The organism is candidate division WOR-3 bacterium (genome assembly GCA_039801245.1).
In the GTDB taxonomy this organism is placed as follows: domain Bacteria; phylum Hydrothermota; class Tepidihabitantia; order Tepidihabitantales; family Tepidihabitantaceae; genus JAOABP01.
This window is the reverse complement of sequence record JBDRUF010000030.1, coordinates 1-23,509: the sequence shown is the minus strand read 5'-3', so window position 1 is coordinate 23,509 and position 23,509 is coordinate 1. Positions and strand designations below refer to the sequence as shown.

26 protein-coding genes are annotated in these 23,509 nt (G+C 51.1%); 11 read left to right on the top strand and 15 right to left on the bottom strand.

What is annotated here, in order from left to right; translation table 11 throughout:
* The 3 genes from ABIK47_05415 to dprA form a co-directional block, all read left to right on the top strand.
* Positions 1–188 (top strand): pantetheine-phosphate adenylyltransferase (locus ABIK47_05415; protein MEO0020061.1); only part of this gene is annotated, 188 nt, incomplete at its 5' end.
* Positions 189–1,154 carry a GTPase ObgE gene (obgE, locus tag ABIK47_05410; GenBank protein ID MEO0020060.1) on the top strand — a complete coding sequence of 322 codons (966 nt, stop codon included), beginning with the start codon at positions 189–191 and terminating at the stop codon, positions 1,152–1,154.
* The gene (gene dprA / locus ABIK47_05405) at positions 1,132–2,232 is read left to right on the top strand and encodes a DNA-processing protein DprA (GenBank protein MEO0020059.1); all 1,101 of its coding nucleotides are present in this window, start codon (positions 1,132–1,134) and stop codon (positions 2,230–2,232) included. The genes obgE and dprA overlap by 23 nt, the downstream gene beginning before the upstream one ends.
* Here dprA and nadC read toward each other — a convergent pair.
* The 4 genes from nadC to ABIK47_05385 form a co-directional block, all read right to left on the bottom strand.
* Positions 2,229–3,047: a carboxylating nicotinate-nucleotide diphosphorylase gene (gene nadC, locus ABIK47_05400; GenBank protein ID MEO0020058.1), complete on the bottom strand. Its 819-nt coding sequence runs from the start codon at positions 3,045–3,047 to the stop codon at positions 2,229–2,231. The genes dprA and nadC overlap by 4 nt on opposite strands.
* Positions 3,048–3,049: 2 nt before the next feature.
* Positions 3,050–5,026 (bottom strand): response regulator, encoded by a 1,977-nt coding sequence (locus ABIK47_05395; protein MEO0020057.1) that lies wholly within the window; start codon positions 5,024–5,026, stop codon positions 3,050–3,052.
* On the bottom strand, positions 5,019–6,089 hold the full coding sequence (locus tag ABIK47_05390) for an ATP-binding protein (GenBank protein MEO0020056.1): 1,071 nt from the start codon (positions 6,087–6,089) through the stop codon (positions 5,019–5,021). Before ABIK47_05390 ends, ABIK47_05395 begins: the two co-directional genes overlap by 8 nt.
* 123 nt (positions 6,090–6,212) lie before the next feature.
* Positions 6,213–7,301, bottom strand: a complete 1,089-nt coding sequence (locus tag ABIK47_05385) for a transcriptional regulator (protein MEO0020055.1) — start codon at positions 7,299–7,301, stop codon at positions 6,213–6,215.
* A 178-nt stretch (positions 7,302–7,479) separates the two neighbouring features.
* Here ABIK47_05385 and ABIK47_05380 point away from each other — a divergent pair, with 178 nt between their 5' ends.
* The 3 genes from ABIK47_05380 to ABIK47_05370 all read left to right on the top strand — a co-directional run bounded on the left by ABIK47_05380 (position 7,480) and on the right by ABIK47_05370 (position 8,455).
* Entirely contained in the window at positions 7,480–7,626 is a 147-nt protein-coding gene (locus ABIK47_05380) for a hypothetical protein (GenBank protein ID MEO0020054.1), read from the top strand.
* Positions 7,627–7,698: 72 nt separating this feature from the next.
* Positions 7,699–7,947 carry a DUF4177 domain-containing protein gene (locus tag ABIK47_05375; protein MEO0020053.1) on the top strand — a complete coding sequence of 83 codons (249 nt, stop codon included), beginning with the start codon at positions 7,699–7,701 and terminating at the stop codon, positions 7,945–7,947.
* A 16-nt stretch (positions 7,948–7,963) separates the two neighbouring features.
* On the top strand, positions 7,964–8,455 hold the full coding sequence (locus ABIK47_05370; GenBank protein MEO0020052.1) for a hypothetical protein: 492 nt from the start codon (positions 7,964–7,966) through the stop codon (positions 8,453–8,455).
* On the opposite strand, the gene ABIK47_05365 is transcribed toward ABIK47_05370, so the two are convergent.
* The 4 genes from ABIK47_05365 to ABIK47_05350 all read right to left on the bottom strand — a co-directional run bounded on the left by ABIK47_05365 (position 8,452) and on the right by ABIK47_05350 (position 12,476).
* Positions 8,452–9,789 carry a TldD/PmbA family protein gene (locus tag ABIK47_05365; GenBank protein ID MEO0020051.1) on the bottom strand — a complete coding sequence of 446 codons (1,338 nt, stop codon included), beginning with the start codon at positions 9,787–9,789 and terminating at the stop codon, positions 8,452–8,454. The genes ABIK47_05370 and ABIK47_05365 overlap by 4 nt on opposite strands.
* A 3-nt stretch (positions 9,790–9,792) precedes the next feature.
* Positions 9,793–11,295 carry a TldD/PmbA family protein gene (locus tag ABIK47_05360; GenBank protein ID MEO0020050.1) on the bottom strand — a complete coding sequence of 501 codons (1,503 nt, stop codon included), beginning with the start codon at positions 11,293–11,295 and terminating at the stop codon, positions 9,793–9,795.
* A 73-nt stretch (positions 11,296–11,368) separates the two neighbouring features.
* The gene (locus tag ABIK47_05355; GenBank protein MEO0020049.1) at positions 11,369–11,713 is read right to left on the bottom strand and encodes an RNA-binding protein; all 345 of its coding nucleotides are present in this window, start codon (positions 11,711–11,713) and stop codon (positions 11,369–11,371) included.
* A 397-nt stretch (positions 11,714–12,110) separates the two neighbouring features.
* Positions 12,111–12,476 carry a hypothetical protein gene (locus ABIK47_05350; GenBank protein ID MEO0020048.1) on the bottom strand — a complete coding sequence of 122 codons (366 nt, stop codon included), beginning with the start codon at positions 12,474–12,476 and terminating at the stop codon, positions 12,111–12,113.
* A gap of 105 nt (positions 12,477–12,581) precedes the next feature.
* On the opposite strand from ABIK47_05350, the gene ABIK47_05345 reads away from it, so the two are divergent.
* Positions 12,582–13,457 (top strand): decaprenyl-phosphate phosphoribosyltransferase, encoded by an 876-nt coding sequence (locus tag ABIK47_05345; GenBank protein ID MEO0020047.1) that lies wholly within the window; start codon positions 12,582–12,584, stop codon positions 13,455–13,457.
* Here ABIK47_05345 and ABIK47_05340 read toward each other — a convergent pair.
* The 4 genes from ABIK47_05340 to purQ are packed head-to-tail and all read right to left on the bottom strand — an operon-like array spanning position 13,442 to position 17,980.
* Complete coding sequence (locus tag ABIK47_05340) at positions 13,442–15,742, bottom strand: hypothetical protein (GenBank protein ID MEO0020046.1); 2,301 nt, start codon at positions 15,740–15,742, stop codon at positions 13,442–13,444. The two genes, ABIK47_05345 and ABIK47_05340, sit on opposite strands and share 16 nt — an antisense overlap.
* Positions 15,743–15,760: 18 nt before the next feature.
* Positions 15,761–16,870: an NAD(P)/FAD-dependent oxidoreductase gene (locus tag ABIK47_05335; protein ID MEO0020045.1), complete on the bottom strand. Its 1,110-nt coding sequence runs from the start codon at positions 16,868–16,870 to the stop codon at positions 15,761–15,763.
* Complete coding sequence (locus tag ABIK47_05330; protein MEO0020044.1) at positions 16,870–17,220, bottom strand: (2Fe-2S)-binding protein; 351 nt, start codon at positions 17,218–17,220, stop codon at positions 16,870–16,872. Before ABIK47_05330 ends, ABIK47_05335 begins: the two co-directional genes overlap by 1 nt.
* The gene (gene purQ / locus ABIK47_05325) at positions 17,201–17,980 is read right to left on the bottom strand and encodes a phosphoribosylformylglycinamidine synthase I (protein MEO0020043.1); all 780 of its coding nucleotides are present in this window, start codon (positions 17,978–17,980) and stop codon (positions 17,201–17,203) included. Before purQ ends, ABIK47_05330 begins: the two co-directional genes overlap by 20 nt.
* A gap of 96 nt (positions 17,981–18,076) precedes the next feature.
* Here purQ and ABIK47_05320 point away from each other — a divergent pair, with 96 nt between their 5' ends.
* The gene (locus tag ABIK47_05320; protein MEO0020042.1) at positions 18,077–18,673 is read left to right on the top strand and encodes a hypothetical protein; all 597 of its coding nucleotides are present in this window, start codon (positions 18,077–18,079) and stop codon (positions 18,671–18,673) included.
* A 45-nt stretch (positions 18,674–18,718) separates the two neighbouring features.
* On the opposite strand, the gene ABIK47_05315 is transcribed toward ABIK47_05320, so the two are convergent.
* Complete coding sequence (locus ABIK47_05315; GenBank protein MEO0020041.1) at positions 18,719–18,895, bottom strand: hypothetical protein; 177 nt, start codon at positions 18,893–18,895, stop codon at positions 18,719–18,721.
* Positions 18,896–19,180: 285 nt separating this feature from the next.
* On the opposite strand from ABIK47_05315, the gene ABIK47_05310 reads away from it, so the two are divergent.
* Genes ABIK47_05310 through ABIK47_05300 form a run of 3 tightly spaced genes read left to right on the top strand, consistent with a single transcriptional unit; the run spans position 19,181 to position 21,595 of the window.
* Positions 19,181–20,257, top strand: coding sequence for a DUF763 domain-containing protein (locus ABIK47_05310; protein ID MEO0020040.1), 1,077 nt, complete (start codon positions 19,181–19,183; stop codon positions 20,255–20,257).
* A complete protein-coding gene (locus ABIK47_05305) occupies positions 20,254–21,198 on the top strand; it encodes an RsmB/NOP family class I SAM-dependent RNA methyltransferase (GenBank protein MEO0020039.1) in 945 nt (314 codons plus the stop codon). The genes ABIK47_05310 and ABIK47_05305 overlap by 4 nt, the downstream gene beginning before the upstream one ends.
* Positions 21,185–21,595, top strand: coding sequence for a hypothetical protein (locus tag ABIK47_05300; protein MEO0020038.1), 411 nt, complete (start codon positions 21,185–21,187; stop codon positions 21,593–21,595). Before ABIK47_05305 ends, ABIK47_05300 begins: the two co-directional genes overlap by 14 nt.
* Here ABIK47_05300 and ABIK47_05295 read toward each other — a convergent pair.
* Together ABIK47_05295 and ABIK47_05290 are read right to left on the bottom strand one after the other, a co-directional pair.
* Entirely contained in the window at positions 21,592–22,176 is a 585-nt protein-coding gene (locus tag ABIK47_05295; GenBank protein MEO0020037.1) for an RNA methyltransferase, read from the bottom strand. The genes ABIK47_05300 and ABIK47_05295 overlap by 4 nt on opposite strands.
* Entirely contained in the window at positions 22,166–22,804 is a 639-nt protein-coding gene (locus ABIK47_05290; protein MEO0020036.1) for a class II aldolase/adducin family protein, read from the bottom strand. The genes ABIK47_05295 and ABIK47_05290 overlap by 11 nt, the downstream gene beginning before the upstream one ends.
* Between the last annotated feature and the right edge of the window lie 705 nt (positions 22,805–23,509).

Sequence of the window (23,509 nt, the reverse complement as noted above, 5' to 3'; positions counted from 1 at the left end):
AGTTTCAGATGGCGCTGACCAACCGCAAACTGGCAGAGGATGTGGAGGCGGTGTTCTTTGTCCCATCGGAAAGGTATTTTTACCTCAGTTCCTCACTGGTGCGGGAACTGGCACGGGCAGGTGGTGAACTCTCCTGCTTTGCCCCTAAAGTGGTAATTGAGGCGCTGAAAAGGAAACTGGGCAGATAGGTGCGTTTTGTTGACGAGGCGGTAATATCGGTCAAGGCTGGTGATGGCGGCAGGGGCTGCGTTTCATTCCGCCGGGAGAAGTTTGTGCCGAAAGGGGGACCTGATGGCGGTGATGGTGGTAATGGCGGCTCGGTTATTATTAAAGGTGATGGACATCTGCAAACCCTTGCCGATTTCCTCTATCATCGCCGTTATCAGGCAGAAAGGGGTCAGCACGGAATGGGCAAGAACCGGCATGGCAAAAATGGTGCGGATGTGATTCTGCCTGTTCCCTTAGGAACAGATGTTTATGATGCCCTGACCGGTGAGAAATTGGGAGAGGTCTTGCAAGAGGGGCAGGAACTGACTGTTGCCAAAGGTGGCAAGGGTGGCAGGGGCAATGCCCATTTTGCCACGCCTGTTGACCAGGCACCAAGAATTGCTGAACCCGGGGAGAAGGGTGAAGAAAGAAGCCTGAGGCTGGTTTTGCGGCTTTTGGCAGACATTGGCATTGTCGGACTTCCCAATGCGGGCAAATCAACCCTTTTACGTGCCCTCACTTCTGCCCGACCCAAGGTTGCCGACTACCCCTTTACCACAATTACCCCAAATTTAGGTGTTCTCAAGGGCAAAAACTTTCGTTTCACCATTGCCGATATGCCCGGAATTATCAAAGGTGCGCATCAGGGAAAGGGTTTGGGTCTGAGGTTTCTGCGCCATATTGAACGGACAAAGATGCTAATTTACCTTGTTGATGCGGCAAAAGCAGACCCGAAAGGTGATTTTCAGCAGTTGCAGGAGGAGTTAAGGCTCTATGACCCGAATCTACTAAAACGCCCGGCAATCTTGGTTCTGAACAAGGTTGACCTGTTGGGTAAAAGGCGACCAAAGATAAATGTTGAGATGCCATCGGTCTGGGTTTCTGCCCTATTAGGTGAGGGTCTTGATAGGTTGCAGAGGCTGATTGCCGAGCGGTTCCCCTCCTGAATTGATGAAAAACGAACTGTTCTTTGACCTGTACGCAATTGAGCGGATGACCGAGTTCAGGCTGAAAAACCTCCTTCAAAAGTTCCAAACCCCAGAGGCAATATTCGGTGCCGAGCAGGATGATTTGCTGGCGGTCCCTGGGGTTGATGAGGAACTGGCAAAGGCGATTCTGTCATATCAGCGCAGCAAACAAACCGCTGAGCGCATCAAAAGGGCAGAAAATCTCGGGGTGCAGGTGATAGGTTATCTTGAGGAAAACTTTCCCAAAAACCTCAGAGGGGTTGCCCATATGCCGCCGGTGCTTTTTATCCGCGGTGAGATTAGGGAGGAGGATGAGCAGGCGGTTGCGGTTGTGGGGACAAGAAGACCATCCCATTACGGTGCCCAGGTTGCGGAAAACCTTGGAAAGGAACTGGCAGGGGCGGGTATAACCGTAATCAGCGGGCTGGCGCGCGGGATTGATACCTATGCGCATAAAGGTGCCCTGAATGCCGGTGGCAGGACGATTGCGGTGTTGGGCTGCGGGATTGATGTCTATTACCCGCCTGAGAACCGGCAGCTGTGCGAGGCGATTGTCAAACAGGGCGCGGTGATAAGTGAGTACCCCTTAGGTATGGAACCATTGGCGATGAACTTTCCCAAGCGGAACCGGATTATATCGGCATTGGCAAAGGCGGTGGTCGCGGTTGAGGCAGGAGAAAAATCAGGGGTCCTTAATACCTGTGCTTGGGCAAAGGAGCAGGGGCGAGAGGTTTTTGCAGTTCCAGGCAGAATCGGGGATGAAAGAAGCCTCGGCACCAACCGGCTGATTCGGGATGGGGCAAGGATTTTAACTGAACCCGGTGATATCCTCTCCTGGCTTGGGATCAAGGCGAAAGCGCTGCCGTTAAAGGAGGTGGCACTGGCAGAGGAGGAAAAACCGGTGCTGGAGGTGATTAAGGGTGAACCGGTCCATATTGATGAGATATGTGAGGCGCTGGGAATGCCGATGCAGCAACTTTTGAACCTACTCTTTCAGCTTGAGGTCAAGGGGGTAATCAAACAGTTGCCGGGAAAGTTTTTTGTCCGTGCCGGTTAATCCGCGGCAATCTCCAAACTGATATCGGCTGCAGGTGCGGAGTGGGTCAAGGCGCCAACAGAGATATAATCAACACCGGTGCGTGCCACCGCCTGGACATTTTTCAATGTGATACCACCGGATGCCTCAAGTTTTGCCTGCCCAGCATTTATCTGCACCGCCCGGCGCAACTGTGGCACGGTCATATTGTCAAGCATAATCCGTTTGGCACCAGCAGCCAGCGCCGCCCGCAGTTCATCAATGGTCTTTACCTCAATCTCAACCGGCAGGCGGCTCTCCCGACACCGGGCGAGCGCCTCTTCAACCGAACCAACAAGGGCAAGGTGGTTGTCCTTAATCAAAATCATATCGTAGAGCCCCTGGCGATGATTCTTGCCACCGCCACAGCGCACCGCATATTTCTCCAGCTGCCGCCAGCCCGGCAGGGTCTTGCGGGTGTCAAGGATAACCGCCTTGGTTCCCTTGATGCGTGAGACAAACTTGGCGGTTTGGGTGGCGATGCCGGAAAGGTGCCGGATGAAGTTAAGTGCGGTCCGTTCAGCCGCAAGGATGGAACGAGCCGGACCAGAAACCCTTGCCAGAACCGCACCCCGCCGGAACCGGCTGCTATCTAAGTAAAATGGCTCAAACTGGATCCGGCGGTCAACCGCCTTGAAAACCTGACCGCAGATTTTGATCCCGGCAAGGATGCCGGTAGAACGGGCAACAATATGGGCGGTCGCCCTTTGCTTTTCCGGAATCAAAAGCCGCGAGGTGACATCACCAGAACCGATGTCCTCCTCCAGCGCCGCTTTAATGAGTTCGTTGATGGTCATTTTTACATACCTTTGAGTTCGGTCTCCAGCCTCTGCCGGGCTTCAACAAGCCGGTTCTCCTCCTGCCGCAACTTCGCCAGCTCCGCCTCTATCCGTTTGCGAACCTCATCCTCCTCTTTAGCACGCTGGGCTGCTGCTTTCCGCTCCTCCTCCTGAAGTTGACGCATCACCTGGACGCGCGCCTCAAACTCCACCTGCAGTTGCACCAACCTCTCTTTTAACTTACCCTCCTCCTCCTGAAGTCTCTGCAGTTCTGATTCCATCCGCATTCGGGTTTCTGTTAACTCCTTCACCCGCTCCCGTGCCTGCTTTTGCCCCTCCTCCAGTTTCTTCCGCTCGCTCTCCAGTTGCCCCTTTAACTCCGCCTCAATTTGGGCGCGGCGCTCGTTGAGTCTGCGAATCTCCTCCTCAACTTTCCTTTTTTCTGCCTCTCCAACCTTTCTCAACTCCGCTTCGGTGCGAGAGCGCCTCTCGGCAATCTTGCCCAATTCTCCTGTGATTTTCTTCAGTTCCGATTCAATGCGTGCCTTTGCGGCATTAGCCTCCTTTACCGCCTGGTGCGCCTGGTTCTGCATCTCCCCCGCCTTTTTCCGCTCGCTCTCCAGTTGCGCCCTTAAATCTGCCTCAAGTCGGGCGCGGCGCTCGTTGAGCTTGCGGATCTCCTCTTCAATCTGCTTGAACTGGATGGCAAACTGGTTTCTGATCTCGCCTTCCCTTTTTGCCAGCTCTTCACTAGCCCTTTGCGCGGACTCCTTCATTCTCTTTTCAGTCTCAAGCCGGGTATTCAGTTCTGTCTCGAGCTGAGTCCGTTTTTCGGTCAGTCTCCTGGTCTCCTCATCAAGTTTCGCTGTCGCCTCCTGAATCTTTGCCCTTAACTCCTCCTCCAACTTAGCGGCTCTTGTATTAAGCCTACCAATCTCCTCCTGCAGTTTTTTCATTTCGGCATCGGTGCGCGCTTTCAGTTCCAGTTCCAGTTGTGCGAATCGCGTTGCATTTTTGCGCAACTCCTCCTCAATGAGTTCGTTCGCATCTGTCGGATATGATTTCAGTTCCGCCTCGAGCCGGTTACGTCTCTCAACGATATTGGTAATGGCATCTTTGATTTTTTTCTGCTCAGCCTCAAAGTTGGCTTTTGCCTCTGCCTCCTCTTTTGCCCGCTGGCTGGCAAGCCGCTCTGCCTCCTGCTGCCGGATGCGGTCAGCCTCAAGATGGACCTTAAGTTCCATCTCCAGTTTATTCCGTCGTTCCCGGATTCGCTGCAGTTCCTCCTCCAGTTTTCTGAATTCGGTTTCCAGGCCTGCCTTTGCCTCTGCCCGCCTTTTTGCCTCTGCCTCCTCCTTTGCCCGCAGTGCGGCGAGCCGTGCCTCCTCCCGTGCCTTTTTCTCGGCTTCAGCACGCGCCTTTGCCTCTGCCTCCTCCCTTGCCTTCTGTTCGGCAAGGCGCCTCTCCGCCTCCCTCCTCTGGGCTTCAAGAGCTGCCTCCGCCTTTGCCCTTTCCTCGGCAAGCTTCGATTCCGCCTCGGCTCGTGCCTGGACCTCCACCTCCTTCTGGCTCACCGTCGGCTCAACCTGCGGGGTGACAACTGCCTCAGGCTCAGCCACAGCCGCCTTCTCCCCTAAAAGCAGCTCCTCAATCTTTGCCAAGAGAACCGGCGGATTAAATGGTTTGGTGATATAGGCATCCGCACCGGCATTCATCGCCCGCTGGATATCCTCAGGCGATGCAAGAACGGTAAATACCAGAATCGGTACCTCTCTAAATTCCCCCATCGCCTTCAGTACCCGGCAAACCGAATAGCCATCCATTTTCGGTAGCATCAAATCGAGAATGATGAGATTGGGTTTAAATGACCTTGCCTGGGTAATTGCCTGAAAACCGTCAAACGCGGTGGCAATGGTATACCCGCTCTGCTCCAGCCTCGTCTTGATAAGTTCAGACATACTACGGTCATCTTCTACTATTAAAATTTTCTTATTCATTAGTTCCCCCTATGATTGGTAAGATAAAACTAAAACTTGCGCCCTCCCCTAATACGGAGTTTGCCCAGACCTTGCCCTGATGGGCTTCAATAATAGCACGGACAATTGCCAATCCCAGTCCGATGCCAGGAGCATAAGGGTCAACCCGCTCATACTTAACAAATATCCTTTCAAGAAATTCATTGGGGATCCCCGGACCCTGGTCGGTGACGGTCACCTGCAGGTAATCGGCATCAGCCCCAACACCCTGCTGCGCGCGGATGGGCGAGTTTGGTTCAAGAATGCCCATATCTATCCTGACAACACCCCCTGCTGGTGAATGCTTGATGGCGTTGTCAAGGAGGTTGGTGAGAACCTGCAGGAGCCGGTCCCTATCACCAAGAACCCGAGGAAGGTCTTTAGAGATGTGGCGCTCAATTTTGATGCCTTTTCTAATAATGAAGAGCGAGAGGTTTTCTATGGCGGTCTCAACCAACTGGCTCAAATCAAGGGGCTGGAGATTTAGCGCCGCTCTGCCTGTCTCCATGCGCGCCGCCTCAAGCAGATTGTCCAGGGTGCGGTTAAGACGGACAACCCCCTCTTGGGCAATCTCCAGGTACCGGCGCTCCTTTTCTTCGAGCCGGAGACCGGCGCTTTCGGCAAGGAAAAGCAGCGCCTCCTTGATTACCGCCAGGGGAGTGCGCAGCTCGTGGGCTACCATCGCCAAAATGTCTGATTGGGAGGAGCGCCCTGGAACAACCACCGCACCGAACCTTAGCACCGACCCGTTCACAGTTTTACTGGTAATCGTTACCACACCTGGATTTGAACCTCCATCCTGGTTGAGCAAGAGGGGAATGGTAACCTCTCCAGATTTATTTGGGGGAAGAGGCTCTTGGACGGGAAGGAGCTCATACCACAATTTGCCAATTATTTGCTCGGGCGATTCATATCCTAAGAGCCGGGCAAGGGCACGGTTGGCAAATACAATCCGGTCCTCATTATCTGCAACCCAAAAACCCTCTTGCAAATCGGCGAGGCGACCAAATTCCTTCCGTAGTTCTTCACCCAGCGCTAACCTCATTTTCCTTCATCTCCGAACTCATCAAGGGTGCGCCCGACTTCACAAGAACTGTCTTGACGCTAAACACCCTTAATAAGGTTTGCCGCATACACATAATTTAACTAATAAAAGGGGATTGTCAAATCATTCCTCCTTGATTGCCAGAGCGCGGTATTTGGGATAGGTGTTTTGGAAAAGTAAAAGAACCTGGCGGGCAAACTGAGGATCAGGGGATTTTGCGATGAGTTCAGAAAATCTCCGCTCAAGCTCCTCAGGTTTGGAGTCAAACTCAATGGCCGTGGAGGAGAGCTGGTTGATAAGTTCCATCACCCAGCGCCGGGTTTTTAAGTCCATATTCTCCACCTTAAGTTCCCGGTTCATCTCAACAAAGATGGCACCAGCCGCAGTTGCCTTTTTCCTTTCCCTGGCAAAACCCATCTCCTGCTTCTCCAGTAGCAGCCTTTTTTCTGCCTTCACCGGCGCCGGGAGGCACGGCTTTTGCAACACCTCGGGCAGCTTCTGCCCGGCAAAGATGCCCTGCTTTTCCATCTCCTGATAAAGTGCCCGAACCTCATCAAGAACGGTTGTCACCCCTGATTCCGGCAGGTTCTGTCTCTCCGCCCATTTCCTCTCCCTTTGAATCAGCCCTTTTCCACGCTCCGGACTGTTGCGGGTTCTTTTTAAGATGGAAAAGACCCTTCTGCCAAACTGGCACAGTCCGGCAAGTTTCTCAAACTCAACCTCCTTTGCCTCAGGCGCGGTAATTATTCCGTAAAGGGTTTCCTCAAGAAGGGTGCGGATTATGCGGTTCTGGGTCATCCTCTTTACCCGCTCAACCCTTTTCGCTATCGGCTCTGCCCTTCTCTCTCCCAGGCGCTCGTCAATCTGCCTGATTTCGGTTCTCAATGGCTCGGGCAGGTTTTCGGTTTCCTGATTTATCACCTCCCTCCCCGCCGTTTCCCCTTTTAATGACAACCTCACCGCCTGGTTCAGTATGTCAATGATATCAGAAAACGATGCCTGGCAACCGGCAAGATACTGGGCAATAAGGTTGATTGATGGTCTTCTTATCCTCCCCTTTTCCAGACGCTGAAGATAGGTGTAATAACCCTTTGATTCCTGACCGAGCCTCAACGCCACCCTCCTTAAACTCAACCCTGCCCTTTTTCTAATCTGGCGCAACCGCTCGCCAATTTGACGGACAACTTCACCTTCAAAATCCAAACTCTCCATCAAATCAAGTATACTTATAAGTATACAAAATGCAAGTGGGTAAAATCGCTATATTTCTTTGAATTTCAATATCTTAGAAATAAATTCAACAATTTCAGACCCCACCCCCTATACCGTCCCCCTAAGGGTTTTGCAGGTGGTATCTCGGGTTGTGTTTTAGGTGGCTTTAGAGGCTATTTTGGATTTGGTATTGAGGAGGGATTTTGAGGTTGCACTGGAGGTGGTGGTTTGGGTTGGACATAGGTTCGTCGTTATGGCTCTTCCAGAGGTGGCAGAGGGTTTGGTAATCCCAGTTGCACCGGAGGCTGGTTCTTATGTCCGATAGGGTGCTATCAGGATGAGGACAAGCTTGACTGTTGAAGATAGGGATGGTAGTATAGAATAAAGGAGTTATCAGATGAACGAATGGGAGTATAAGTTTCTGCAGATTGATATCAATTTGAGCCCGATTCTGAAACTGGCACGCTGGGGCGTGCAGGTTCCGGGCGAGCCCAAGCCGCGGGATACGATGGAAGGGGTTGAGGCTTATGTGAATGACCTTGGGAAAGAGGGCTGGGAACTGGTCACGGTGATTAACGGCTCAGAACACAGCGGCATCATCACCAGGGCGATAATGTTTTTTAAGCGACCAAGAGCGCGGTCTTAATTCCCGGTCAGGCAGGATGGGTTTTAACTGGGTTGATATTTTGTCAATTGGCGTTGTTGCCCTGATTGGCGCATTGCAGTTTCTCAGGGCGATCAGGGATTTTTCCCTGGTGTTTTACGAGACGATTTTTATGGTCGCTGCGGTTGTTGGTGCGGTAAGGTTTTATCCCTTTGTGCAGAGATTGACGAGGTTTCCAGCGGTGGCATCATTTGCCTTGGTGTTTATAATCTTTCTGTTTCTGGCGTTTTTATGCGCCAGTTTGCTCAACTCCTTCATAGGGTTTGAGTTTGGCATCTTCAGTTATTTCTTTGGTCTGGGTCTGGCGATTGTCTGCGGTTTTGCCTTCGGGCATGTGGTTCTGCGGGCGCTCTCTATCGGTTCCAGTCCAACCAGACCCGACATTATTGTGAGTATCAAGCGTTCCTGGATGGCGAGTCAGGTCCTTTATTTTGGGGCGTTCCGGGAGTTTTTGGGGATTTTGCGTATCGCCCGTTACAATAAAATTTAGCCGACCGTCAGTTCGGTCTTTAGATAGGGAAGGACACCTGAGCCAACCCCAATGGTTTCAACACTCACCGCGCTGACCGCTTTGAGTGCGCTCAGGGCGTTACCCTTGATTGACCAGCGTCCCGGTTCGGGCAGAGAGGCAAGTTCGCCATTTTTGATGATTCTGCCAAAATAGAGGGTATTGGCAAAGTCGCCGGTGGTGCGGTTGGCGGTGTGAAAGCCTAAAAGGATTTTGATGAAAACACCCTTTTCAACCCCTTTTATCATATCACTAAGCGCGGTCGTGCCCGGTGCGATGAAGATGTCGTTGATGGTGCAGCGAACCGGTGCCTCATGCTCATCCTCAATCAGGACCGGTCTGCGCCTGCCATTGCCGGTTGACTCCACCTTATCACGCAGGGCGGTGGTGCGGTCATAGAGAAACATCTTGAGAATGCCCTGTTCAATTATCAAATTCTTGCGGGTGCGGGTGCCCTCATCGTCAACCACAAATGTGCTCTCGCCATAGGGAAAGGTGGCATCATCCCAGAGGGTGATAAGGCGGGACATCACCTGCTCGCCTAAGCGATACCGCGACATCCCTTCTTGAACGGTTGAGGCGTAAAGGTGTTCGGCAATCAGGCGCCGAACCATATCCTCAAGAAATACCGGATGGAGAATCACCGGCACAGTCCTGCCCTTCATATCTTCAGCCTCAGGTGAGGTCTCCTTTTCCGGGAGGTTGCGGGCGACCCTGGCGCCAAGTTCAGACACCAGTTCCAGTTCGGGCAGTTTTCTGTTGGCAAAAAAGTCAAAGTCCTTGTTATTTACCTCGGCGAATGCGGAAAATACAGTCCTTTCGGCGTAGGCAGGTTCGGTGCTGCCCTTGGTGGTTAAAAGCCGGCTCTCTTTACCAACCCTGATTGTCCCTTCAATGGTTTCAATTCTATTGGTCTCATAGGCGCGGCGCACCAAATCCTGGGCAAGTTGCTGGACTTTCCCGGGATTGTCAATGAGCTGCGCAACATCTGGGTCAAATGCGGGCAGGGGCGCCTCACCGGCGGAGATTGTGGCAAACCGAGAAAAGGGTGCAGGAGGCGCCTTGTCGAGTGCGGTGGTGATACCAAGTTCAATAAGGTTGAGGTTGGGTTCGGTAAAAGGGACATAGCCCATCCTGCCATCCTTGATAACCCGCAGGCACCCGGAGAGGATATCCTCGTTCAACTCCAGGGTGATCTCCTTGTTCTCAATGCGGGTGTCAAGGGTTCTATGAACGGTCAGAAAAAGTTCGAAGTCATCCAGCGATAGCTTTCTCAATGTCTTTCTCAGTTGTTCGCTGAATTTAAGTAGGTCCATAAATCACCCCTGAACCGAAAGGCTGACATATTCGTTATTTTTTATCCTCGTCCAGACCGGTCCACCATCACCGACAAACTTTGTCTGACCCTTGCCGCAGAAGCCGACATCGGCGATGGTTATGGGTCCGGCAAAGCCGTCAACATAACGCAGGGCATAAAGGGTTTTGGCAGAGAAGTTGGAAGGGTTGACCGTCTTGGTGATTTTGCCATCCTCAATCAGATAGCCAATCAGGACCGATGAGGACATCCCATCCTTTGAAACCGCCCCACCGGATGTGCCTTCAAGGATTATCCCCTTGGGGATGTCCTTGATGAGCTCCTCAAGGGTTTTGTACCAGATTTTCTCTGTTGCCGGCTGGATAAAGGTGTTGGACATCCGCGGTATCCTCCGGTCACCCATCTCGCTGAATGCACCGCCATTGGGTTTGGTGTTAAAATAGGCTGCGGTCTCGCGGTTGTGAATCATCTCTCTGACCTCGCCCTTTTCAACCAGCAGTTTGGTATACACCTCAACCCCTTCGTCGTCAATGAACTCGGTGCCGAACCCCTCATCCCAGCGCCCGGGGAGGAGACCGTCAAGGATATTGACCGTCTCCGCAGCAACGATTCCGCGCGGTTTTCCCTCCTGGTCAATGACGCCGGACCCGCCTGCCTTGACAATATCAGCCTCAAAGTTGTGCCCGAGCGCCTCATGGACAAAGACACCAATGGTGGTGTAGTGCAAAACAAAGTGGGTGAGTGATTTGACCTCATCGGCGGTGAGACTGATGGCGTTCTGCAGGGCAACGGTCTTCTCCATCCAGTTGCGGATATGCTGGGCAGCAAGCCGGGTAAGGCAATAACCCTTTTTGCCCTTTTCCACAATGAATGAATAGGAAAGCGGGTTGCCCAGCCTTGCCCTTGTCTGGGTCATCTTGCCATCAGGCCCCTTTACCTTTGTTAATAGCTGGAAAAATGTCCTCGGCATCACCTGGGTCTTGAAGACGCCCTGGGTGTCGGCAATCACCTTTTCCTCCCTCTGGGAGAAGAACCAGAACTCCGGCTTTATCTCCATCCCCGGGTTTTTGCGCTCAATCTGACGGGCGATGTTTTCAATCCCTTTGACCAGGGCGCCAAAAATCCTCTCTGCAGGAAAAACCTTTGGCGCGGCAACACCATAGCGAACCCGGTTGGGGTTGGGAATGGGTGCAAGCCTAACAGGTCTTGGTGGTGCTGGGGTAATGTTGAGCAGTTTGACCCCATCATCAATCGCCATTTTGAGAGATGCCACATCAAGGGTACCAACCTTCAGTTCCACCTTTTTACCTTCATTTAATAGGCGGATTTGCACCCGGGCTTTGGCGTTAAAAGGCTTCTTTAGCAACCGGTCAGGCAATTTTTGCAGTTCAATCCGCAGGGCACGCTCGTAAAGGATGTCAGCATATTCAACCCGTTCGCAGGCATAACGCAATACCTGGGATAAAACCCTTCTGACTTTTTCTTCCTGTTCAACTACTGGTGGCATATTTGAATTATAACAACCGGATATAAAAGTCAAGCGGGCTCAAAAGAGCCCGCCTGACTTGTTTTGTTACTCTTTACCAGCGTTTGCCGGATGAGTAACCGCTATTACCTCGACCGCCACGACGGGGAGAACGAGAGCCGCGGCTGGTATTAAAACCACCACGACTTTCGGTTCTTTCCCGGGCCTCGTTCACATTGAGTGCCCGCTCATCCAGTGTATAACCGTTGAGCCCCTGGATTGCGGCCTGCGCCGCTTCATCAGTAGCCATCTCCACGAAGGCGAACCCACGGGGACGATTGGTAAACCGGTCGGTCACGATATTTACCGAGACCACCTCGCCGTGCTGACCGAAGAGGTCGCGCAGCTGGGTTTCGGTTGCGCTGAAGGGCAGATTGCCCACGAACAAGCGCCTTGTCATACTTTAACTCCTTTTTTGTTTACTGGTTCAGAATCGTTCAAAAGGTGGGTTCGCGCAAGGACCAATTATACATCTTTAGGTGCCTATGCTGCACACCATAGCCCTGAACGGTTCTTACCCTTTTTTCCGGGTTACTCTTTTATTTCAGTCCGCTGTTAACCCGTTCCCAGCGAACACAGTATTATACTACACTTCAAACCAAAGTCAAGAAATAAATTGTCCATTAGCGTTTGGCTGAAATGTTGCAATTTGGCTTGGGACCACTTTGACCAGGGGATTATCACCTAACAAAAACCGAACTTTGGCTAAATTGCACAAATCCGAAACTTAACCTTAAAGCCGATGCTGACATTTTGTGTATGTATATATACACTTAGACTTTGACGGACTGGCATTGTTAGATTATCTTTTGGAAAATGACTGTTGCGAGAGAGCCGAGGAGAAGCCCGATTAAAGCCCAGAGGAGGCAGGCCCAACCAAGCCCTTGAAGTTTAACTTTTCCTTTGGCGACCTCATTGTCCGCGATTTTGAGGAGATAATTAACATATAAAAATCCGCCCTTCAGTTGCAGTTCAATAGGCAATGGGTTGCCATCGTGGTAAAAGGTCCCACAACCCTTTTCTGAGAAGTGAAACCCGCCAGTTCGGGCAACCTCCTTGCCATCAACCCTAAGGAGCGTTTCACCGGCAAGCAGCAGATATTTTGGGGAAATAAAGGGGGTTATCTCAATCTGGTGGCTCTGCCATTGTATTGTCTTTGCCATTTAGCGCGCCTGATTTAAGATATTCATTCTGCCTCTTTTGTCAAGTTTAAAGAGGTGCTGAGTATTATTTGACAAAATGGGAGATTAGGGTAAAAGTTTATCTTAATGATTTTAGCAGTCTTACGCTCGATGAGACCGAAGCAGTGGGTCAAAAACCTCTTGGTTTTTGCCGCGCTGGTCTTTTCGGAAAATCTTTTAGATTTGCCCAAGGTCTTAAAGAGTTTTGGTGCGTTTGTTGCCTTCTGCTTGGTGTCAGGCGCGGTATATATCTATAATGACATCGTTGATAAAGAGCAGGACCGCATCCATCCGAAGAAGCGGCTGCGCCCAATCGCCTCGGGTCAGTTGCCGGTTTTTCCTGCCGCAATCGCAGGTACGGTTGCGGTAATAATCGGACTTGGTGGAGGTTTCTATCTTGACTGGCGGTTCGGGTTAATCATTGCCTTTTATTTTCTTCTGCAACTGGCATACTCATTCAGTCTGAAAAAGATTGTTGTCCTTGATGTGATGGTGGTTGCCGCTGGTTTTGCCCTGCGGGCAATCTCAGGCACCTATGTCATCAGGGTGCAGATTTCACCCTGGCTTTTTGTCTGCGCCATCCTTTTGGCGCTTTTTCTGGCGCTTGCCAAGCGCAGGCACGAACTTTTGTTCCTTGAAGGGGGCGGGATTTCCCATCGCAGTGTTTTAGGCAAGTATTCTGAGACGCTTTTGGACCAGATGATTGCGGTTGCAACCTCGGCAACGGTTATCGCCTACTGCCTTTATACCATAGCGCCAGAAACGGTTCACAAGTTCGGCACACACAATCTAATTTTGACCGTGCCTTTTGTCCTCTACGGGATTTATAGATATCTTTATCTGGTCTATCGCAAGGAGGAGGGAGGGGCACCAGAAAAGGTCCTTTTCACCGATCTGCCATTAATTATTGATGTCCTTCTCTGGCTTTTGAGTGTGGTGATAATCCTCTATTTCAGACGCTGAGTGCGTCTCTGGGAAAATAAGAGGAGAGCAGTTGTGCCGGCAAGTGCCAGTAAACTGATGATGACGCCAAGGTTAAACCAGGTGCGGTCGTAATAAAAAATCACGGTGTGGGTGCCTGCAGAAAGGGCAAGGGCACGCAAACAATAATCAGCACGCAGGATTTCACAAGGTTTAGAGTCTACAAGCGCCTTCCATTCAGGGTAGTAGATTTCAGAAAGGACCAGAATGGCGGGTCGCGCTGTTTCCACCTTCAGTTCAATTCTTTCCCGCAGGCGGCGGGTAATGACCACAGAACCAGAAGGAGTACTTTCAGGATTTGATTGGGGTGCTGGTAAGGGCTGTTTTTCAAGGATGACAATCCTGCGATAGTCAAAACCGGGATCAGCAAGGGTTGCAAGAATCCGCTCGCGCTCAGGGATGACGATAAAGGTGTCGGCAAGCCAGGCACGGGGAAGAAAATCGGGGTTGGGAACAAGTCCGATTTTCTGTGCCAGCGAGTCAACATTGATGCGGTATTTGACATTCAGGAGGTTGTTTTTTATTTCATTAGGGATTTCAAAACTGACATAGTCGGTGAGTTTTAGGGGGGTGTAGCCCTCAAGCAGTTCCAGTTGCCAGATAAGACCTTCGTTGCGCTGGAGAACCATATAGGAGCCTGAACGGGCGTTGATGCGGAAGGGCGTTTCCTTGCTCTCTCTGATTAAATTGTCAATGAAAGGACGCCTGGGGTAGAACTCCTCGGGTCTGGTTGTGCCGAGGTTGAATCTGTGTCCGAATTTATATAAATCGATGAATGTCAGTAAAATCAACAGTGAGGCAAATACCGGGGCATAACGGAAATAGCGGTTTCGGAGATAGATAAGGATGAGGGCGATAACAAGGAAGGCAAAGAGGATGCCGGTCTGGTTTAGGGCGTTGTTGAAGATGGTGGTAGTTTTTAATAAGGGGAATGGTTTTGCTAAAACACCGGTAATGAGCAAAAACAGGATGAGGAGGGCATAGGCGAAGATGGAGATCCCAGGGATGATGATGCGTCTTTGGGCTTTTTCCTTTAGAAACACATCCATCCCCAGCCCGGCAAAGAGGGCAAATGCAAATGTCAAGATACCGATGAATCTTGCAGGGATCCTAAACCGGTCAAATCCAGGCAGGATTTCAAATGCGAGGCGATAAAAAGGGGTGAACCTGCCCAGGGCGAGAAGGAGTGCAATTAAGACAAGGATGAGTAAATGCCAGCGCAGGGGATGGCGGTTGAAAACGATGCCGAGGATGGCAAGGACAAACGGGACAACGCCAAAATAAAATGCGGTTTCCCAGTAAACATAACTAAGAGAATTTGCCCAGAATTGGACCGAGTCGGTGCCGCTTGCTGTCAGGCTGCCAAAGAACTTGGGGATAAGAACGGAGATGAAAAAGGAAGGGGGGAGGGAGGTTTCCGCAGATTCGGCATAGGTCATCAGTTCGCGCACGGTGTGGAGCGAGTATTGATACGCAGGGAGATAGGCAGCGGCAGCAATGGCAAAGCCGGTGAAAATGGCGAGAATGAATAGGGGTAGATGTCTTTTCAGGATAAACACCCGTTCGCGGCGCCAGTTAAAAATGAGATAAAGAATAAATAGTAATCCAAGGGAGTAGACGATGTGCAGGGTCATCTGGGGGTGTCCGGCAAGGTTTGCAAGGGCAAGGCAGATGCCGGCAAGGAGGGAGTCGCGCAGACGGCGATGAAAAAGGGTGCGGTAAAAGAAGAGCAGGATGAGCGGAAACCAGGCAAAGGTGCTGATTAGGGTGAGATGGATGAGGTGCATAACCATAAAACTGGAAAGGGCAAAGGTGAGGGCGCTCGTGATGCCCGCATATCTTGATAAGTTCAGTTCCCTTGCCAGAAGGTAAAAGCCAATCCCGGCTAAAAAAATGTGGAGGATGCACTTGAACTCAACCAGCCAGAACACAAGGCTCTGATTGGATGAGGAAAAGAGGGCAAAAAGCCAGTTGAGCGGATAGAAAACCTGGGTCTGGATGTCGGCAAGAAATGGCATCCCGGCAAACATATAGGGGTTCCAGAGCGGAATTGAGAACTGGCGCAGGTTGTTGAAGAGGAAGTGGTGGAAGGGGTAGTATTGATAGAGGATGTCCTCCCAGAGGAAGTTGCGGCTGAAAATAATCTCATAAAAGTAGGTGAATGTTGCTATGGCGATGATGATATAGGGAATGGCAGGTGAAGAGAAAAATCTGAATTTACGAACAGGCGGTTTTTTGGTAGGGGGCTTTTTTGAGCGGTGTTTCATAGGATAAAAACCGCACCTTTAGGCTTGAGTCAATTGATTGAGTGCGTAAAGCCTCTTTTTGCCCTTTGCCACCTTTTCCCCGAATGGACCCTGGCGGATAAGGCTAAGCTCCCTTTTTGCCTCCTGAATTATCCTCTCGGCATCGTTGTTTTTGCCCAAAAGGCTCATCACCGCATTGGCACCGGCAATTCTGCCCTCAAGGATTGCGGTTGACGCCTCCTCAACACCACTGACATCACCGGCAACATAGACGCCAGGGACCGATGTCTCAAGGTCATCATTGTGCCAGGCAACCAGACCTCCAAGTTCTGGAATATAAACAATTTGGCAGCCTATCTGAGAGAGAAGTTCAACAAGAGGTGAGAGACCGACCGCAAGGCAGATGGTGTCAACCTTGAGCCTTTTTTCGGTTCCTTTTAGCGGCTCTAACCTTTTGTTCAGGCGGCAGATGATGGCACCGGTAACAGAATCCTTGCCCAATGCGGCTTTGATGGTATGGGAGACAAGAATCGGCACGCCGAGTCGTCTGAGTTTTGCCGCATGGACATGATACCCGCCAATCCTTGGCAGCGCCTCAACAACCGCAACAACCTCAACGCCTGCCTGGAGCAGTTGATAGGAGACGATAAGACCGATGTTGCCCGAGCCAACCATCAGGACCCTTTTGCCCGGTCTTATGCCATACACATTCATCAGGGTCTGAACCGCACCTGCGCCATACACACCGGGCAGGTCGTTGTTTTCAAAGAGGATGTTGTTTTCACTGGCACCGGTGGCAACAATCAACCGGTCATAGGTGAGTTTGGTGAAACTTTCAGCACCTGCCAGACCGAGGATATTTGGTCTAAAATGACCGATGCAGGTGGTGTTCAGGATGATTTCACAACCGGTTGCGCGCAGTTCATCCTCAAGGATTCTGGCAATGTCAATCCCCCTGGTGCCGCAGTAGTGGCTCTTGGAGCCGAAGAACTTGTGGGTCTGTTTGACAAGTTGACCACCGAGCCTGGGGTTGTCGTCAATCAGGCAAACCCGTGCCCCAAGTTTTGCCGCCACAATCCCGGCAGAGAGACCCGCAGGTCCACCACCGACGATGGCAATCTGGGTGTGTTTAATTTGCTCTTTTGCCATCAAATTTTGCCCCTGCCCTTCTGGCGCTCAACCCTAACACCCTCACGCAGTGGCTCCATACAGACCATTGTGTTTGGTCTGCCATCAACAATCATCAGGCAGGATGAGCATTTGCCCACCGCGCAGAAAAATCCCCGGGGACGGTTGTGCCTTTCTGAATACCTGAACACCCTGACGCCGTTGGCAACAAGGGCAGCCGCAATCGTCTCACCGAGATAGCCCTTTAATGGTCTGCCTTCAAAATAAAATGTTACCTCAGGACCCCGGGTGAAACTGAGGATGGGATGCTCGGTGATGCGGGTCGCCTCATCCCCTGAGCGCAGTTTCCTTTTAAAGGTTTTTTCGGGCATATCTGACCGCATTTTCAAATATGGCAATTCCATCAGGTCTTGTCAACCTTTCCCGATGCCAGCGGGGGTGGTGCTCTATCATGGTGTAGCGCTCAGGATGGGGCATCAGCCCAAAGACCCTGCCGCTCGGGTCGCAGATGCCCGCGATGCCTGCAATTGAGCCGTTGGGGTTTTCAGGGTATTTTGCCTCCTTGCCCTCCGCGGTTACATAGCGAAAAACTATCTGACGGTTTTCCTTCAGGCGCCTTAAGGTCTCAGGCGAGTTCACGATGAACTTGCCCTCGCTGTGCGCCACCGGTAGGTAGATAATCTCCGGCAGGTCTTGGGTAAAAATGCAGGGGGAGTTTTCTCTTTTGAGATAGACCCAGCGGTCCTCATAGCGGGCTGAGTCATTGGTGTCCAGTGTTACGCTCTGGGGTTCAAATGGTCTCTCAAATGCGGGCAGAAGCCCACACTTTACCAAGACCTGAAAGCCGTTGCAGATGCCTAAAATGGGTTTGCCCTCGGCGAGAAAGCGGCTGACCTCTTCGGCAAGGTTGTGCCGGATTTCATTTGCTAACACCCTGCCGGAGGCGATGTAGTCGCCATAGGAAAAACCGCCCGGAATGACCAATACCTGATACTCCCGCAAAAGTGCGGGCTTTTTCTTGAGGATGTTGATGTGCACCCTTTCTGCCTTTGCACCCGCCTTTTCAAAGGCGAAAATGGTCTCCTGGTCGCAGTTGATGCCAGCGGCAAAAATGACGCACACCCGAACCATAAGTCTATAGAATAGCCGATAAGGAAATGGTGTCAATTTATGAAAGGGGAAAAAGGTTAAGATTGACATTTGGGTTCTAAGGGGTAAAAGGGAATGGTGCGGCGAGCGGTTTTTACCACCCTTTTTCTCTGCTTCTGTTCCGGACCGTTTGTCCTTTCCGAGAAAGAGGGCAGAAATCAAGGCGCGAGTGTGAGTGCGGTTTTGGGGTTTGTCAATGGCTTCGGACAGAAAAGGGGCTCAAAACTGATTTCCCTTTTTACCCCTGATGCCACCGTTGAGGTTAAGGGTATCGGTGTTGTCGCGCAGGGGAAAAGGGAACTATTGGACTTTTTTGGTTATGCGCAGGCGGTTGGCTCAAGGCTCAACGGCTTTGATTTTCAGATAAAAGAGGAGACCGTCTTCTGCCGGCTCAGTGAGAGAAATGAACTTTATGAGATTTTGGATTTGGGTCAGGTGTCATACGATGCCTGGTTTGTTTTTCAGAGGCGAAGGGTCTTGCGGCTGGTCATTCAGCCGGAAACGGGCACAAATCTGATATTCTTCGGTCAGGCTCTGGGGTTTCTCAACTGGCTCAAAGGTAATGAGCCGAACGCAGTTAACGAACTGATGCCTGATGGCAGGTTCAGATTCAGTGCGGAAAATGGCAGAAGACTGTTAAAACTTGCCGAACGCTGGCGCTCCCAGCGCCGGTAGTTCCGCTCGGGATTCCGTAATCGGTTCTGAATAGCCGGCTATCTCTTAAATGGTTACCAGTTCCACACCAGAATCTGGCTTGAGTGCCACCTGATAAATGGCATCCTTTATGACCGTCAAGACAATCTCAGCAAAACCTCCAAAACCGGCCTGGCAGATGACCTGAAATGCTATCTCAAAATCCCTCCTCAATACCAAATCCCAAATAGCCTCTAAAGCCACCTAAAACACAACCCGAGATACCGCCTGCAAAGCCCTTAGGGGGACGGTATAGGGGGTGGGGTCTGAAATTCCTGGTTTTACTGCTAACTATTTGAAATTCCGGCCGATAAAGCAATTTCCCCCGCGCCTATTTCGTATACTTATAAGTATACTTAATCAAATCCCAGAACAGCCAAAATCACCCCCATTTCCCTGGTATCTATTTTATCAAATACAGAACCAAGTGGTAAGCACATATCCCACATTATCGCTTGACCTTGTTTGTTACCGTTCTACAATCAACTTATGCGCCGCGGGATTGCGGAAATGCCTCTGCATTACGGTTCTGCACCCTCCTGGCTTTTTGAGCGGATGAAGCGGCTGGTGCGCGCGGTTGCTGAAATAATTGTTGCCGAGTTCGGTCCTGAGGAACTCCTGCGGCGGTTTTCTGACCCGGTCTGGTTTCAGAGCCTTGGCTGCGTTGCCGGGTTTGACTGGCACTCATCAGGTCTGACAACAACGGTCTGCGGTGCATTGAAGGAGGGCATCAAGGGTCAGGAAAGGGATTTCAATATCTTCGTCTGCGGTGGCAAGGGCAGGGCATCACGCCGGACACCGGAGGAAATCAGGCTTTTTGCGGACAGGTTCGGTCTTGATGGTGAAAGGCTAATTCAGGTGAGCAGGCTGGTGGCAAAGGTGGATTCAACCGCACTTCAGGACGGTTATCAGATTTACCACCACCTTTTTATCGGCACGGGCAGGGGTGAATGGGCAATTGTTCAGCAGGGGATGAATACCCAGACCCGCTGGGCGCGCAGATACCACTGGCTCTCGGAAGGCTTGGACAGTTTTGTTGTTGAGCCGCATAAAGGGATTATCGGCAAAAGGTCAGACAGGGTCCTTAATATGGTTGCATCTGAGGCGGAAACGGCAAGAAAGGCAATAGTGGAAATTGCCGCCCAAAGACCGGAAATGACCGTGAGAGAGGTCTCAAAGTTAAATCTGCCTGCCCACCATCCGGTTCTGGCAAGTGATATCTCACCCACCTATCTTCATAAGGTTCTCTTAAAGACCTATGAAGAGCCGCCAGAAGATTTTGCCCAACTTTTGCTTGTTTCTGGTGTCGGACCAAAGACAGTCAGGGCGCTGGCGCTTGTTGCTGAGGTGGCTTATGGCGCGCCCTTGTCTTTTCGTGACCCGGTAACATACTCCTTTGCCCATGGTGGCAAGGATGGCTATCCCTATCCGGTTAGCCGAGATGATTATGACCGCTCAATCCAATTCCTTGAAAGGGGCATCAAGGAGGCAAAACTGGGGCAGTATGAGAAACTGAGAGCACTCAGACGCCTTGAGCGCTGGTCAAGCGCAATGACTCGCCAGTGAAGAACAAGAGAGATTTATTTCCAAAGGGGTTCATTGAGCGGTATGAGAGATTTATCCCGGACTTTGATGATTTCTTAGAGGCGATGCTCACGCCCTTGCCAAGGGTCTTTCGCATCAACACCATCAAGGCAAAACCTGAGGAGGTCCTGCCATTGGTTGAGGATTTGGAACCAACGCCTTTGCCCTATTGTCCAGTTGCCTATTCGGTTAAAAACGGCTCCGGTCTGGGCAGGAGCCTTATTCACTTCCTTGGACTCATCTACATTCAGGAGGCGGCATCAATGATTCCGCCATTAATCCTTGACCCGCAGCCAGGGGAAACTGTGCTTGACCTTGCCGCCGCCCCGGGCTCAAAGACAACCCAGATGTCGGCGATGATGAAAAACAAAGGGCTTCTGATTGCCAACGACCTCTCCCTAAGGCGGGTGCGCGGACTCATTGGCAACATTGACCGGATGGGCTGCCTGAATGTTGCGGTCTGCCGAACAGATGGCATCATCCTCGCAAGGAAACTCCAGGGCATCTGCGACCGGGTCTTGGTTGATGCCCCCTGCTCATCTGAAGGGACAATTCGCAAAACCAGAGAGGCGCTGGTGCGCTGGTCAATAAAAGGAATAGAGAACTTCAGCCGGGTGCAGAAGGGTATGATAACCGCGGGTTATCAGGCATTAAAACCTGATGGGAGAATGGTCTATTCCACCTGCACAATTGCGCCTGAGGAGAATGAGGCGGTTGTCTCCTATCTGCTCAAGCGCTTTCCCGATGCAGAAATCCTGCCGATTGAACTGCCTGGACTTTTGACAAGAGCCGCATTAAAGGAATGGAACAAAGAGAGTTTTCCTGAACCGGTTACCCGCTGTTGCCGCATCTTACCGCAGGACAATAACACCGAGGCGTTTTTTGTCGCCTTGATTCGCAAACCCGGATATGCACCAGATTGATTTATTAAAAAGGCGGTTCGGTTTTCCTGAAGGTTGGCTTAATGGACTGAAGTTAGTCAAGGAGCAGGAGACCATTTTTGTCTCCACACCCGAGGTGATGGGGTTTGAAAAGGTCACCCCCCTGCGCCGGGGATTAAGGCTCTGTCGGCTTTTTCCCCATTCGGTCAAGCCCACAACCTTTGCGATGCAGGTTTTAGGCAGGAATGCCCAGCATAACCGAATAGAGGTTAACGAGGAACAGGCAAGGAAACTTATCAACGAGGGTGAGATTGAGATAGAATCTGATGCTGAAGATGGCTTTGTTCTCATCTTCTGGCATAACTTCGTTGTCGGGGTTGGTCTTTATAAAAAGCCGCTATTAAAGTCCCACATACCGAAATTCAGACCGGTTGATTAAAGCCAGTTGCCCTGTCTCAGGAGTTCGTAAAGAACAACCGCGGCGGCAGTGGCAACATTGAGCGAATTTTTGTATCCGAAAACCGGTATCTCCACAAACCCGTCACAAAGGCGCAAAACCTCCTGGGAAACACCAAGCGCCTCATTACCGAGCACAATCGCAACCGGGAACTTATACGAAAACCTGTAAAACGGAACCGCACCAACAACCGTTTCCAGCGCCACAACCTGGATGTTTTTCCTTTTCAGTTCGGCAATTGCGGTGGCGGTCTCTGGAAACCAAGACCAGGGAACCGAACCGGTTGTTCCCAATGCGGTCTGCTCCAATTTGTGATGGGGTGGATGGGCAGTATAGCCGCAGGGAATCACCGCTGCTGCCCGCACCGCATCTGCCAGCCTAAAAATTGCACCGACATTAAATGCGCTGCGGAGGTTGTCAAGGACAATGTGAATCGGACGCCGCTCCAGGCGCGCAAACTCCTCAGGTGGAAGGAGGGAATCCCTTGAGCGCACCTCATAAAAGGTTTCAATCCCGTCCGGTGCGGGCAGGTGTTTCGGATGACGAGGCTTTTTATCCTTCATATCCCTTCCCTGCCGCAACTTTATTAACCGTGATTATCAACCTCAATGCCTGAGAAAGGGTTTTGCCCGATGCAATAACACCATGTTTTGACCAGATGACCAGCCTTGCCTTTTTGAGTGCCCTGCCGGTTCTGCGCGCCAAAAGGGTTGAGCCCTCAGGCGCATATTCAACCGCAGTAATAATTGATAGCAGGCGCCTGCACCTGAACCTTGAAAAAATCTCCTCCAGCAATTGTTCGGGTCTGGGATATTGGTTTGACAAAGAGACCAGTTGAACCGGATGGGTGTGAAGCAAAACCTTATCCTCGGGTCGAAAACGCATTAGTGCTCTCTGACCCAAAATATGGGCAAAGATTTCCTTTGTCGGTGTTGCCTTTGCTGGCAGCACCTCATATCCCCATCCTTTAATAGGTCTGACAAAACAGAGATACCTTAGCGGATTTTTGGCGATTGCCCTCATCTCGGCACCGGTAATCTTGGTAATAAGACCATCACCGGTTCTGATGGAGAAGTTGCCGGCATTTGCCTCTGCCCAGCCTAAGGAGACAAGTTGCTTAGACACCCGTGCAATCCCTTTAAGATAAGGTCGGGCAGAGCGCGCCAACAACTCCTTTTCATTTCCTTTCACCTTCAGGATATTAAACGAGGGTGATTTTCAGTCAAGCGGATAAGTCAAATACAAATCACAACCTTTCGATTCTGGATCACCGATTAACAATGGCGAGGTGGTGGGTGTTGTGATTCTAAAGTCACCCGAAGAGACATTTTACTATTGAGTCAAACTGCCCGAACAGAATCACAAGGCTAAGTATACATAAAATTATACAAAATTCAGCGGGGTAAAATTGAGTTATATTTCGCATTTTCATAACTTAGCCGAAGGACAATTTTTGCCGGGGTACAATCCCCCTGATGATTTGGAACCTATATGGGAAGCAGCTCTTTTTCCTCCTTTTCTGTTGGGTTTGCAGGTTTAAGCGAGGCGCAGGAATTATTAGAGGAAAGGTTGTGATTGTAAGGTAATCAGGTCTGCTGATGAAGGTAATGGTAGATTTTTTCCGCTTGGGCAACACCGGAAAAGAAGGGGCTTTCGGGGAAATTCTTTCCACCCCTTAGCAACAGGTTTTTCTGCTGTTAGAGGCAGAGACCGCGAGCCATTGACAGCGCCGAGAGGGGGATAACCCCCTATGTTGGACTGCCTTTTTCCCCTGTTTTAACACAGGGGGAATGTTAGATGCCAATTATCAGAAGTGGGATGCCCCCGGTCTTCGGTCTCCGGTCTTCAGTCTTGTGCAGGCAGAAAGGCACACAGATTAAGCCGTTCATTCTTACT